Below are 12,541 nucleotides of genomic sequence, written 5' to 3'. Positions count from 1 at the left end.
CCAGATGCGGGATGGCACTGCTGCGCGGCACACGCGGCTGAGCGCGCGCTCACCTCACCATGCTACTTACGAGTAACCACGCTGCCCAGCCCCGGAGGCGGGAGCGGCGAAGGTCACATCCGAGGTCTCCGCACGCCCGCACCGGATCTTGGCGCGATCTCGACGTCCCCGCCCCGCGTGGGGGCCCCGCACCGCGCGACCGGCCCTCGAGAACCAGCCGTCGTGGTACGACGAAAAGGCCCCGCGCGGCGGCCAGGGCGTGTTTCGAAGGTCCCGTCCGGCCCGCGACGCCAGGCACCGCGCCTCGCCGTGTTATCCGTCCGCGTACGCCCAGTACGCGGACGACCCTCCGCCTCGCGACGCATCGCACCGGACGCCGCGGGCCCCGCCCTCCGGGCGGGTGACGCCACTTACGAAACCCGCCCTAGGCGCCCTCGACGGACAGTGCCTCCACCAGCACCGGCGTCACCTGCTCCACCTGCCACGGCCGCGCCCCGTACCCGGCGAGAGCACCGGCGACGGACTCGGCGTCCACGCCCTTGGGCGGCTCCCAGCACACGCGCCGCACGGTGTCCGGCGTGATCAGGTTCTCCTGCGGCATGGCGAGCTGTTCGGCCAGCGCCGACACCGCGGCCCGCGCGGCGGACAGCCGGGCCGCCGCGGCCGGATCCTTGTCCGCCCACGCGCGTGGCGGCGGCGGTCCCGTCACCTGCTGTCCCGGCTGCGGCAGCTGCGCGTCGGGAATCTCCTTGGCGCGGTCGACGGCCGCCTGCCACTGGTCCAGCTGCCGGCGGCCCATGCGGTGCCCGAACCCGCTCAGCGCGGCGAGGGCGTGCGCGTTGGCCGGCAGGGAGAGCGCGGCCTCGACGATGGCGGCGTCGCCCAGTACCTTGCCCGGCGAGATATCCCGGCGCTGTGCGATCCGGTCGCGGGTCTCCCACAGCTCGCGCACCACCGCGAGCTGGCGCCGCCGCCGTACCTTGTGCATTCCGGAGGTGCGCCGCCACGGGTCCTTGCGGGGCTCCGGCGGCGGGGCCGAGGCGATCGCGTCGAACTCCTGCCGGGCCCACTCAAGCTTGCCCTGCCGGTCCAGCTCCTTCTCCAGCGCGTCCCGCAGGTCGACCAGCAGCTCCACGTCCAGGGCCGCGTACCGCAGCCAGGGCTCGGGCAGCGGGCGGGTCGACCAGTCGACGGCGGAGTGGCCCTTCTCCAGGACGAAACCGAGGACGCTCTCGACCATGGCGCCCAGGCCCACCCGGGGGAACCCGGCGAGCCGGCCGGCCAGCTCGGTGTCGAACAGCAGAGTGGGAACCATGCCTATCTCGCGCAGGCAGGGCAGATCCTGGGTGGCCGCGTGCAGCACCCACTCCACTCCGGACAGCGCCTCGCCCAGGGCGGAGAGGTCCGGACAGGCCACGGGGTCGATCAGTGCGCTGCCGGCGCCCTCGCGGCGCAGCTGCACCAGATAGGCGCGCTGGCCGTAGCGGTAGCCGGACGCGCGCTCGGCGTCGACGGCGACGGGTCCGGACCCGGCGGCGAAGGCGGCGATCACCTCGGCGAGGGCGGCCTCGTCGGTGATCACCGGCGGAATGCCCTCGCGCGGCTCGAGCAAGGGGACCGGCGCCCCGGTAACAGAAGATCCGCCGTCGTCCGGAGGGGCGCCTCCGGTGGTTCGCAGTGACGTGGCTGCTGCGGTTTCTTGGGCGTCGGTCACATGTCAAGGGTATCCGTGTATGGACAGCGCCCGCCGACGGAACGTTCCGTCGGCGGGCGCTTGAGGGGCGTAAACCAGTCATGTGTCACACGTGTCAGTGAATCCGGTCGATGAATTCGGCCGAAGGTTTCGCTCCGCGGGGTCGGTCGGCGAGGTCGGTCGGCGGGGTCGGTCAGTGGATGATGCCGGTCCGCAGCGCCACCGCGACCATCCCGGCGCGGTCGCCCGTGCCGAGCTTGCGGGCGATGCGGGCGAGGTGGCTCTTGACGGTGAGCGCGGACAGGCCCATGGAGACGCCGATCGCCTTGTTCGACTGGCCCTCCGCGACCAGTCGCAGCACCTCGACCTCGCGGCCGGACAGTTCGCGGTAGCCGCCCGGGTGGCTCGGGGCACCCGGGGGGCGGCGGTGCAGGCGGGCGGCGGCGGAGCCGATGGGGGCGGCGCCGGGGCGGGTGGGGAGTCCGACGTTCGTACGGGTGCCGGTGACGACGTAGCCCTTCACACCGCCCGCGAGGGCGTTGCGCACGGCGCCGATGTCGTCGGCGGCGGACAGGGCGAGGCCGTTGGGCCAGCCCGCCGCGCGGGTTTCGGACAGGAGGGTGAGGCCGGAGCCGTCGGGCAGGTGGACGTCGGCGACGCAGATGTCGCGGGGGTTGCCGATGCGGGGACGAGCCTCCGCGATGGACGAGGCTTCGATGACATCACGCACACCGAGCGCCCACAGATGACGGGTGACGGTGGAGCGGACGCGCGGGTCGGCCACGACCACCATGGCGGTGGGCTTGTTCGGGCGGTAGGCGACCAGGCTTGCGGGCTGCTCGAGGAGAACGGACACCAGGCCTCCTGGGTGGGGGACGGTACCGGCTCGTGGGGAAGAAGCCGGGACGAACCGTGCTTTCAAGGTCACAGTCGTCTTCGGCAGCAAACCCGGTGGCCTTTAGAGAATGATCACGATCTAGTGAGTAACAATCTGTGCAATTCGGACATGCGATCGATCATCCGAAGATCGAATCGTTTCGGTCGGAGCCGATTGGGTGTCGGAAAGTGGCCGTATCGACAAAGAGATCGCCAAGACGGGCGGCCGAACGAGCCGAGCGGGGATCGAGAGGAGCGTCGAGAAGAGTTCGAGAACGGATCGTGGGCGGATCGAGGGCGGGGAGTCGTGGTCCGGAGCGGGCGGGAAACGCGCTGGAGGTGGGCTGGAGGTGGTCAGCAGCGTCGGGCGGGCGTCACTGCGACTGCGGCCCCCGCCGCTGCGGCAGCGTCACCACCGACGCGTCGCCCGGACCGGCCGGCGGCAGGCCCGCGACCTGGGCCAGCAGATCGCACCAGGACGCCAGGTGTCCCGCCGCGTCCGGCACCCCGCCCAGGCCCTCCCGGGGCGTCCACGAGGCACGGATCTCGATCTGCGAGGCCGCCGGGCGCGCGGACAGCCCGCCGAAGTAGTGGGAGCTCGCGCGTGTGACGGTGCCGCTCGGCTCGCCGTACGTCAGGCCCCGCGCCTGGAGCGCGCCGGTCAGCCACGACCAGCACACCTCGGGCAGCAGCGGGTCGGACGCCATCTCCGCCTCCAGCTCCGCGCGCACCAGCGTCACGAGCCGGAACGTGCCGTGCCAGGCGTCGTGCCCGGCCGGGTCGTGCAGCAGCACCAGCCGGCCGTCGGCCAGGTCCTGGTCGCCGTCGATGACCGCGGCCTCCAGCGCGTAGGCGAACGGCGCCAGCCGCTGCGGGGCCGGCGTCGGCTCCGCCTCGATCTGCGGTCGCAGCCGCGCGGTTCTCAGCGCCTCCACCGCGGCCCGGAAGGGCGGCGGAGCCGTGCTCGCATGCCGGGCGCCCTCCCCGGTGTCCTTCGCGTCGTCCATGTCGCCAGCGCCGTCCGACAGTCGTCCCTGAGCCGCAGCCATGCGGGGAAGATTAAGGGGAACCGAGGCTTCGTGCAGGGCAAGACACCCCCACGGCCCTCCGCACCCCGGCGCACGGCGCCGCGCCCCCGGCCTGGGGGCGCCCCCTCGCCGTGCGAGACTTGCCGTTGTGAGTGCCAACGGAAGCCCCACGGGCAAGCAGCCGACAGCAACGTACGACAGCCCCTTCCTGAAGGCGTGCAGGCGTGAGCCCGTGCCGCACACGCCTGTGTGGTTCATGCGGCAGGCCGGGCGCTCCCTGCCGGAGTACCGCAAGGTGCGCGAGGGCGTCGCGATGCTCGACTCCTGCATGCGCCCCGAGCTGGTCACCGAGATCACGCTCCAGCCGGTGCGCAGGCACGACGTGGACGCGGCGATCTTCTTCAGCGACATCGTCGTCCCGCTCAAGGCCATCGGCGTCGACCTCGACATCAAGCCCGGTGTCGGACCGGTCGTCGAGCACCCCGTCCGCACCCGCGCCGACCTGGCCCGACTGCGTGACCTGACCCCCGAGGACGTGCCCTACGTCACCGAGGCGATCGGCCTGCTCACCGCCGAGCTCGGCGCCACCCCCCTCATCGGTTTCGCGGGCGCGCCTTTCACCCTCGCGAGCTACCTCGTCGAGGGCGGCCCGTCGCGCACGTACGAGAACGCCAAGGCGATGATGTACGGCGACCCCGAGCTGTGGGCCGACCTGCTCGACCGGCTCGCGGACATCACGTCCGCGTTCCTGCGGGTCCAGATCGAGGCGGGCGCGAGCGCGGTCCAGCTGTTCGACTCCTGGGCCGGCGCGCTGGCCCCGGTGGACTACCGGCGCTCGGTGATGGCCGCCTCCGCGAAGGTGTTCCGCTCGGTCGAGGAGTACGGCGTCCCGCGCATCCACTTCGGCGTCGGCACCGGGGAACTGCTCGGCCTGATGGGCGAGGCGGGCGCGGACGTCGTCGGCGTCGACTGGCGGGTGCCGCTCGACGAGGCCGCCCGCCGGGTCGGGCCCGGCAAGGCGCTCCAGGGCAACCTCGACCCGACCGTCCTGTTCGCCACCCGCGAGGCCGTCGAGGCCAAGACGCGGGAGGTCCTGGACTCGGCCGCGCACCTGGAGGGTCACGTCTTCAACCTCGGTCACGGTGTCATGCCGTCCACCGACCCGGACGCGCTGACCCGCCTCGTGGAGTACGTCCACACCCGCACCGCCCGCTGAGCGGCCTCACCACGTGTGCCGGGGCCGCGCCCGCCTGCCGAACAGCAGGCCACGCGGCTCCGGAGGCGGTGGTGTTCCCGGCCGCAGCGGCCAGGCCAGCAGCATCCCGGCGAGGAAGCCGACGACGTGTGCCGCGTACGCCACCGTGCCCACCTCGGACACGCCCTCGCCGGACGAGTACAGCGCCTGCAGCACGAACCAGAAGCCCAGCACCAGCCAGGCCGGCAGCCGCAGCGGCAGGAAGACCAGGAACGGGACGAGCACCCACACCCGCGCCTTCGGATACAGCACCAGATAGGCGCCCAGCACACCGGCGATCGCCCCGGACGCGCCGATCAGCGGGTCGGTCGAGTCGTCGTTGAGCAGCGCGAAGCCGTACGAGGCCGCGTAGCCGCAGGCGACGTAGAACAGCGTGAACCGGATGTGTCCCATGCGGTCCTCGATGTTGTTCCCGAAGATCATCAGGAACAGCATGTTGCCCAGCAGGTGCAGCCAACTCCCGTGCAGGAACATCGCGGTGAACACGGACAGCGGCGGCGACTTGTCGTAGTCCGGCGCACCGGCCACACAGCCCGGGCCCTGCGCGCCGACCCCGATGTCGCCCGTCGGGACGGTCTGCGGCAGCTGATGGTGGATCAACTCCCGCGGCACCGCCGCGTAATGGTCCAGGAAGGCCTGGAGATGGCAGAGCTGGGCCAGATCGCTGCCGCCCGCCACCGAACCGGCTATGCCGGGTGTGGACAGGAACACGAGGAGGTTCGCGGCGATCAGCGCGTACGTCACCCAGGGGGTACGGCGCACGGGGTTCACGTCATGAACAGGGATGACCACAAGGGACTACTGCCCGCGACGGGCCCGTCGAACCGGTGAACGCGGGCCCGCAGGCGTGCGTATGTCACGTCGACCGCCCGCGGTGCGGGGAAGGCGTGACATGGGGACGACGTGAGGATCAGGCGATGAACGACCGAGTTACTCCTCAGGCGCTGCCTGCGATGCAGGCCATGCCGGACGGCGAGGCGGAGCTCTCACTGGTGGTGCGGCTGCCGTGGGAGGACGTCGCCCGGCTGGGCCAGGAGGCGGGGCGGCTGGCCGCCCAGATGCAGCGGCCGGTGACGCTCGACGAGGCGGTGAGCAACCGACTGAGGACCATGCGGCCGTCCGCCGCGCACGCCAGGCCCGCGGGCGAGCAGCCGACGGCCGGCACGGCCGCGGCCACGACCGCGTCCGTGGCCTCCCTGCCCAGGATCAGCGGAACGGCCTGAGGCCCGCGGTCCCGCTAGTACGCGGCCACCTTCGCCGCGGCCTTGCGGGCGGCCACCAGGACCGGGTCCCACACCGGTGAGAACGGCGGCGCGTACCCCAGGTCCAGGGCCGTCATCTGTTCCACCGTCAGGCCGGCGGTGAGGGCCACCGCCGCGATGTCGACCCGTTTCGCCGCGCCCTCCCTGCCGACGATCTGCGCGCCGAGCAGCCGCCCCGTGCGGCGCTCGGCGAGCATCTTCACGGTCATGAGGGAGGCTCCCGGGTAGTAGCCCGCGCGGCTGGTCGACTCGATCGTGACCGCCTCGAACCGCAGGCCGACGCGGTGCGCGTCCTTCTCGCGCAGCCCGGTGCGCGCGATCTCCAGGTCGCAGACCTTGCTCACCGCCGTGCCGACGACGCCCGGGAAGGTGGCGTAACCGCCGCCGACGTTGCTGCCGATGACCTGGCCGTGCTTGTTGGCGTGCGTGCCCAGCGCTATGTGGCGCTCCTGGCCGGAGACCAGGTCCCGCACCTCCACACAGTCGCCGCCGGCCCAGACGTTCTCATGCCCGCGCACCCGCATCGCCAGGTCGGTGAGCAGGCCGTGGTGGTGCCCCAGGGGCAGTCCGGCCGCCCGCGCGAGGGTCGTCTCCGGGCGTACGCCGATACCGAGCACGACCACGTCGGCCGGGTACTCGGCGTCCTCGGTGGCCACCGCCCGCACCCGGCCGTCGTCACCGGTGAGCACCTTGGTGACCTCGGTGTCGTTGACCATGGTGATGCCCAGGCCCTCCATGGCCCGGTGCACCAGACGGCCCATGTCGGGGTCCAGCGTCGACATGGGCTCCTTGCCGCGGTTGAGGACCGTCACCTCGTAGTCGCGGTTGATGAGCGCCTCGGCCATCTCCACGCCGATGTAGCCCGCGCCGACGACCACCGCGCGGCGGCCGCGCGTGCGTGCCAGGGTGTCCAGCAGAGCCTGGCCGTCGTCGAGGGTCTGCACACCGTGCACTCCCGGCGCGTCCACGCCCGGCATCTCGGGACGGATCGGCCGGGCACCGGTCGCGATCACCAGCTTGTCGTACGACGTCCAGTACTCCGCGCCGGTGTCGACCTCACGCGCGCGTACCCGCTGCCCGGCCACGTCGATCTCCGTGACCTCGGTGCGCAGCCGCAGGTCGATGTCCCGCTCACGGTGCTCCTGTGGCGTACGCGCGACCAGCTGGTCGCGGTCGCCGACGTCGCCGCCCACCCAGTAGGGGATGCCACACGCCGAGTAGGAGGTGAAGTGGCCGCGCTCGAAGGCCACGATCTCCAGCTCGGCGGGGCCCCTGAGACGGCGGGCCTGGGACGCCGCTGACATTCCCGCGGCGTCCCCGCCGATGACGACCAGTCGCTCTGCCCTAGGGCTCACACGGCTCATGCTCATACGAACACGCTACGGGGACAGGGCATTTCAGTCCCGCTCAGCCCTGCTGGACCTCGGTACCGCGCGACCCGGTGCCCTGCGACCCGGTGCCGTGCGACTCGGCCCTGCGCGACCGCCGGGGCCGCAGCAGGCGCAGCCACACCAGTACCAGCAGCGCCGCCACCGCCGCGAACGGCAGCACCGCGCCGAACGCCATCGCGATCCAGCGCAGCATCGTCACGAACGCGTCCCAGCCGCCCCCGAGCGCGTCCACGAACCCGGGGTCGTCCTTCTTCTCGACCTTCTTCACCGGCGTCCCGGCCAGCGAGAGCGTGATGGTGGCCATGCTCGTCCGGTCCTTCAGGGACGCCTGCTGGGCCAGCAGCGACTCCAGGTCCGCCTCGCGGGAACTCAGTTCACCCTCCAGGGTGACCACGTCGCTGAGCTTGGTCGCCCGGTCCATCAGCTCGCGGATCCGGGCCACGCTGACCCGCTGCGTCTTGACGCGGCTGTCCACGTCCACGACCTGGTCCGTGACGTCCTGGGCCTTCGCGGTGCGCTGCAGGAGCTTGCCCGTGCCCTCCAGGTCGGCGAGGACGTCGTCGTACCGCTCGACGGGCACCCGCAGGACGACCCGGGTCTGCTCGCCGCTCACCTCGTCCCGGGTGGTGGTCTCGTCGCCGACGTAGCCGCCCGCGTTCACGGTGGTGGTGCGGGCCGCGTCGAGGGCCTTCGGCACGTCCTTGACCCGCACGGTCAGGGAGGCGGTGCGGATGATGTGGCCGGCGGACAGCCGAGGCGGCGTCTCGGCCTTCGCGCCTGACCCCTGGCTGCTGTCCGCCGCCCCCTCCTGGGCCTGAGCCCCGGGGGCGACGGCGGCCTTGTCGGAGGAACTGCCGGCGCTCGAGTCGTCCCCGCCGGCGCTGCACCCCGCGAGGGCGAGGGACGAGGCGAGCAGCAGCCCGGCCAGGGCCTGGACGGGGCGCGGGACGGAACGGGATGTGGAACGAAGCGCGGGACGGTGTGCGGGCATGTGGGTCTCCCCCGGGTCGTGACGACTGACGTTCCTTCGACGCCCGGGCGGCCCGGGACGTTGGCGGCGGACGGTTCCGATGCGGTCACGGTCAGGACTCGCGCAGGACACCGGGGCCCGGCGGGAGTGTCGGCGGGGTCTGAGAGAGTGGACGACATGAGCGCAACGGGTACGGGCACCAGGCACGTCGTCGTCATCGGGGCCGGGATCGCGGGGCTGGCCGCCGCGCACCGGCTGCTGGAGCGTGGCGCGCGCGTGACCGTGCTCGAGGCGTCCGACCGGGTCGGCGGCAAGCTGCTGCCCGGCGAGATCGCGGGCGTGCGCGTGGACCTGGGCGCGGAGTCGATGCTCGCCCGCCGACCGGAAGCGGTGGCGCTCGCGCGCGAGGTGGGTCTCACGGACCTGCTGCGGCCGCCGGCCACCGCGACGGCCTCGATCTGGACCCGGGGCGCCCTGCGCCCGATGCCCAAGGGCCATGTGATGGGCGTCCCCGGCACCGCCTCCGCGCTGGCCGGGGTCCTGTCCGACGAGGGCCTCGCCCGCATCGACCGCGACGCCGACCTGCCGCGCACCGAGGTCGGCGACGACATGGCGGTGGGGGAGTACGTGGCGGCCCGGCTCGGCCGCGAGGTCGTCGACCGCCTGGTGGAACCCCTGCTGGGCGGGGTCTACGCGGGCGACGCCTACCGCATCTCGATGCGCTCGGCCGTCCCGCAGCTGTTCGAGGCCGCGCTGACGCACGACTCGCTGACGGAGGCGGTCCGCGAGATCCAGGCGAAGGCGGCGGCGAACCAGCAGACCGGGCCCGTCTTCATGGGCATCGTCGGCGGAGTGGGCCGGCTCCCGCTCGCCGTCGCCGACTCGGTGCGCTCCCGGGGCGGCGAGATCCGCCTGAACAGCCCGGTGCACGGCCTGCGCCGCACCGGCACCGGCTGGGAGATTTTGGTCGACGGCCGCACCGAGCGGGCCGACGCCGTGGTCGTCGCCGCGCCCGCCCCCGCCGCCGCCCGGCTGCTGCGCGCCGACGCCCCCGGGGCCGCCGCCGAACTGGACCGCGTGGACTACGCCTCCATGGCGTTGGTCACCCTCGCCTACCGACGCGGAGACACCGCCCTGCCCGAAGGCAGCGGTTTCCTCGTCCCGCCCGTCGACGGGCGCACCATCAAGGCGTCCACGTTCGCCTCCCGCAAGTGGGGCTGGATCGCCGACGAGGACCCGGAGGCCGTCGTGCTGCGCACCTCCGTCGGGCGGTACGGCGAGACGGAGATCCTGCAACGCGACGACGCCGGTCTCGTGGACGTCTCCCGGCGCGACCTGAAGGCCGCCACCGGCCTCGACGCCACCCCGCTCGAGACCCGCGTCACCCGCTGGACCGACGGCCTGCCCCAGTACCCGGTCGGCCACCACGCGCGCGTGGCCCGCATCCGCGAACACGTCGCCGGCCTCCCGGGGCTGGCCGTGTGCGGCGCGGTGTACGACGGTGTCGGCATCCCGGCCTGCATCGCGAGCGCGTACGCGGCGGTGGACCAGTTGCACGGTGACGCGCGCCGGACGCGGGAGCTCACCGCCAACCCGGTGCAGAGCCTGCACGGCGGAGCGGGAGAATAGCCCCATGAGTGACGACGCCCCCACCACCGAGTCCGGCAGGATCCCGAACAAGGGCAAGCTGGCCAAGGACCTCAACGAGGTCATCCGCTACACCCTGTGGTCCGTCTTCCGGCTGAAGGACGTGCTGCCCGAGGACCGCGCGGGTTACGCCGACGAGGTCCAGGAGCTGTTCGACCAGCTCGCCGCCAAGGACGTGACCGTCCGCGGCACCTACGACGTGTCCGGCCTGCGCGCCGACGCCGACGTCATGATCTGGTGGCACGCCGAGACCGCCGACCAGCTCCAGGAGGCGTACAACCTCTTCCGCCGGACGAAGCTGGGGCGGGCCCTGGAGCCGGTCTGGTCGAACATGGCGCTGCACCGCCCCGCCGAGTTCAACCGCTCGCACATCCCGGCGTTCCTCGCCGACGAGACGCCCCGCGACTACGTGAGCGTCTACCCCTTCGTGCGCTCCTACGACTGGTACCTGCTGGCCGACGAGGACCGCCGCCGGATGCTCGCCGACCACGGCAAGATGGCCCGCGGCTACCCGGACGTCCGCGCCAACACGGTCGCCTCGTTCTCCCTCGGCGACTACGAGTGGATCCTGGCCTTCGAGGCCGACGAGCTGTACCGCATCGTCGACCTCATGCGCCACCTGCGTGCCTCCGAGGCCCGTATGCACGTCCGCGAGGAGGTCCCGTTCTACACGGGCCGCCGCAAGGACCTGACCGAGCTGGTCGCGGGCCTCGCCTGATCAGTTCCCGCCGGACGCCCGGCCCTTCGGCGGCTGGGCCTTCGGCTCCTGGTGCGGCGCGCAGGACGCGTGCCGCACCGGAAGCCGGCCCTCCAGCAGATACGCGTCCAGGTAGCCGTTGACACAGCGGTTGGGCCCGCCGCCGACGCCGTGCGTGCCGGCGTCCCGCTCGGTCACCAGCACCGCGTCCGCCAGCCGCCGGTGCAGCTCCAGGGCGCCGTCGTACGGTGACGCCGCGTCCCGTTCGGCGGCCAGGATCAGCGTCGGCGGCAGTTCGCCCGGCCCGGTCCGCACGTCCAGCGGCTGCTGCCTGGGCACCGGCCAGAACGCGCACGGCAGGTTCGCCCACACGTTGTCCCAGGTCTCGAACGGCGCCACGCGCGCGAGCCGCGTGTTGTCCCGGTCCCACACCTTCCAGTCCGTCGGCCAGGGCGCGTCGTTGCACTCCACGGCCGTGTAGACGGCGTTCGCGTTCTCCGCCTCGGCCGCCGCGTCCGTGACCGGCGCCGCCTGGTCGATCAGCGGCTGCGGGTCGCCCTTCAGGTACGCCGACAGCGCCTCCGCGCGCGACGGCCAGTAGTCGTCGTAGTACCCCGCCTGGAGGAACGCGTTCTGCAACTGTCCGGGGCCGACCTTGCCGCCGGCCGGCTCCGCGGCCAGCCGGGCTCGCGCCCGCTCGTAGCTGTCCGCCACCGCGGCGGCCGTCGTGCCCAGCCCGTACACGTCGTCGTGCCGGGCCGTCCACTCCCGGAAATCCGCCCAGCGGCTCTCGAACGCCGCCGACTGGTCGAGGTTGTTGCGGTACCAGACCTTCTCGGGGGCGGGGTTCACCGCCGCGTCGAACACCATCCGGCGTACGTGCGAGGGAAAGAGGGTCGCGTACAGCGCCCCGAAGTAGGTGCCGTACGAGGCGCCCATGAACGTCAGCTTCGACTCGCCCAGCGCGGCGCGCAGGACGTCCAGGTCGCGGGCGTTGTTGAGCGAGGTGTAGTGGCGCAGCGCGCTGCCCGCCCGCTGCGCGCAGCCGTTCGCGTAGGCCCTCGCCTGGGCGACGCGCTCCAGCTTGTACGACTCGGAGGGGTGGATGGGCGCGGGCGAAGGTCCCTTGAAGAAGTGCCGGGCGTCCTGGCAGGACAGCGGCGCGGAACGGCCGACCCCGCGCGGGGCGTAACCGACCAGGTCGTAGGCCGCCGCGATGCGCTTCCACTCCGGGACCATGCCGATCAGCGGGAAGTACATGCCGGAGCCGCCGGGGCCGCCGGGGTTGTAGACCAGGGCGCCCTGCCGGGGCACCCGGCGCTTGCTGTTGTGCGGATCGCGGTGGGTGGCCGGCATCCGGCTCACGGTGAGCTCGATCTGCTTGCCGTTCGGATGCGCGTAGTCCAGCGGGACGCTCACCGTGCCGCACTGGAGGGTGCCCGGCGCGTCCTGCTCCTTGGTGCACGCGCCGAAGTCGACGCCGGCCGCGGCGGCGCGCGCCGCGGCCACCGCGGTGCCGCCACGCTCCGCCACCGCGCCCGAGGCGCCGGAGCTGCCCCCGGCCGGGCCGGCGGTGAGGGCGGTCAACAGCAACGACCCGGCGGCCGAGTAGACGACGGCTGCTCTCATCGCGGATCCCTTCAGTGCACACGGAGGTGACAAAAGGGATGGTTCGTGCGGGTGTGGGGGAAGGCAAGCACCATCCGCCGGTGTCGGCGCCAA

The 12,541-nt window shown here is 72.8% G+C and carries 11 protein-coding genes; 4 read left to right on the top strand and 7 right to left on the bottom strand.

All coding sequences use genetic code 11. The features are described from left to right. Positions 1 to 424 precede the first annotated feature (424 nt). The 3 genes from ACFV0T_RS03480 to ACFV0T_RS03470 form a co-directional block, all read right to left on the bottom strand. A complete protein-coding gene (locus ACFV0T_RS03480) occupies positions 425 to 1,714 on the bottom strand; it encodes an HRDC domain-containing protein (RefSeq protein ID WP_385773930.1) in 1,290 nt (429 codons plus the stop codon). A gap of 172 nt (positions 1,715 to 1,886) precedes the next feature. Beyond that, positions 1,887 to 2,549, bottom strand: a complete 663-nt coding sequence (locus ACFV0T_RS03475) for a response regulator transcription factor (protein ID WP_189715754.1) — start codon at positions 2,547 to 2,549, stop codon at positions 1,887 to 1,889. A 394-nt stretch (positions 2,550 to 2,943) separates the two neighbouring features. Beyond that, positions 2,944 to 3,618: a DUF3000 domain-containing protein gene (locus ACFV0T_RS03470; protein ID WP_385773928.1), complete on the bottom strand. Its 675-nt coding sequence runs from the start codon at positions 3,616 to 3,618 to the stop codon at positions 2,944 to 2,946. A 127-nt stretch (positions 3,619 to 3,745) separates the two neighbouring features. Here ACFV0T_RS03470 and hemE point away from each other — a divergent pair, with 127 nt between their 5' ends. Then, positions 3,746 to 4,813, top strand: coding sequence for a uroporphyrinogen decarboxylase (gene hemE / locus ACFV0T_RS03465; RefSeq protein WP_385773926.1), 1,068 nt, complete (start codon positions 3,746 to 3,748; stop codon positions 4,811 to 4,813). Between the two features lie 6 nt (positions 4,814 to 4,819). Here the strand turns inward: hemE and ACFV0T_RS03460 are convergent, their stop codons facing one another. Next, positions 4,820 to 5,644 carry a rhomboid family intramembrane serine protease gene (locus tag ACFV0T_RS03460; RefSeq protein ID WP_385773924.1) on the bottom strand — a complete coding sequence of 275 codons (825 nt, stop codon included), beginning with the start codon at positions 5,642 to 5,644 and terminating at the stop codon, positions 4,820 to 4,822. A gap of 125 nt (positions 5,645 to 5,769) precedes the next feature. Here ACFV0T_RS03460 and ACFV0T_RS03455 point away from each other — a divergent pair, with 125 nt between their 5' ends. Then, a complete protein-coding gene (locus ACFV0T_RS03455; protein ID WP_385773922.1) occupies positions 5,770 to 6,075 on the top strand; it encodes a hypothetical protein in 306 nt (101 codons plus the stop codon). 14 nt (positions 6,076 to 6,089) lie between these two features. Here the strand turns inward: ACFV0T_RS03455 and ACFV0T_RS03450 are convergent, their stop codons facing one another. Together ACFV0T_RS03450 and ACFV0T_RS03445 are read right to left on the bottom strand one after the other, a co-directional pair. Then, complete coding sequence (locus tag ACFV0T_RS03450; RefSeq protein WP_385773990.1) at positions 6,090 to 7,478, bottom strand: FAD-dependent oxidoreductase; 1,389 nt, start codon at positions 7,476 to 7,478, stop codon at positions 6,090 to 6,092. Between the two features lie 43 nt (positions 7,479 to 7,521). Next, a complete protein-coding gene (locus ACFV0T_RS03445) occupies positions 7,522 to 8,496 on the bottom strand; it encodes a DUF4349 domain-containing protein (RefSeq protein ID WP_385773920.1) in 975 nt (324 codons plus the stop codon). A 156-nt stretch (positions 8,497 to 8,652) separates the two neighbouring features. Between ACFV0T_RS03445 and hemG the strand changes: the two genes are divergently transcribed. Beyond that, a complete protein-coding gene (hemG, locus tag ACFV0T_RS03440; protein ID WP_385773918.1) occupies positions 8,653 to 10,104 on the top strand; it encodes a protoporphyrinogen oxidase in 1,452 nt (483 codons plus the stop codon). 4 nt (positions 10,105 to 10,108) lie between these two features. After that, complete coding sequence (gene hemQ, locus ACFV0T_RS03435) at positions 10,109 to 10,840, top strand: hydrogen peroxide-dependent heme synthase (RefSeq protein WP_385773916.1); 732 nt, start codon at positions 10,109 to 10,111, stop codon at positions 10,838 to 10,840. Here the strand turns inward: hemQ and ACFV0T_RS03430 are convergent, their stop codons facing one another. Continuing rightward, on the bottom strand, positions 10,841 to 12,448 hold the full coding sequence (locus tag ACFV0T_RS03430; RefSeq protein ID WP_385773914.1) for an alpha/beta hydrolase: 1,608 nt from the start codon (positions 12,446 to 12,448) through the stop codon (positions 10,841 to 10,843). Between the last annotated feature and the right edge of the window lie 93 nt (positions 12,449 to 12,541).

It is taken from the genome of Streptomyces sp. NPDC059582, assembly GCF_042735715.1.
Classification (GTDB): domain Bacteria; phylum Actinomycetota; class Actinomycetes; order Streptomycetales; family Streptomycetaceae; genus Streptomyces.
This window is presented reverse-complemented; position numbering and strand designations above follow the sequence as displayed.

Bases quoted from the DNA above. Each gene is read 5' to 3' on its own strand.
- ACFV0T_RS03455 (WP_385773922.1), top strand. From the start codon at position 5,770: ATGAACGACCGAGTTACTCCTCAGGCGCTGCCTGCGATGCAGGCCATG.
- ACFV0T_RS03445 (WP_385773920.1), bottom strand. From the start codon at position 8,496: ATGCCCGCACACCGTCCCGCGCTTCGTTCCACATCCCGTTCCGTCCCG.
- ACFV0T_RS03430 (WP_385773914.1), bottom strand. From the start codon at position 12,448: ATGAGAGCAGCCGTCGTCTACTCGGCCGCCGGGTCGTTGCTGTTGACC.
- ACFV0T_RS03470 (WP_385773928.1), bottom strand. From the start codon at position 3,618: ATGGCTGCGGCTCAGGGACGACTGTCGGACGGCGCTGGCGACATGGAC.
- hemQ (WP_385773916.1), top strand. From the start codon at position 10,109: ATGAGTGACGACGCCCCCACCACCGAGTCCGGCAGGATCCCGAACAAG.
- ACFV0T_RS03450 (WP_385773990.1), bottom strand. From the start codon at position 7,478: ATGAGCCGTGTGAGCCCTAGGGCAGAGCGACTGGTCGTCATCGGCGGG.
- hemG (WP_385773918.1), top strand. From the start codon at position 8,653: ATGAGCGCAACGGGTACGGGCACCAGGCACGTCGTCGTCATCGGGGCC.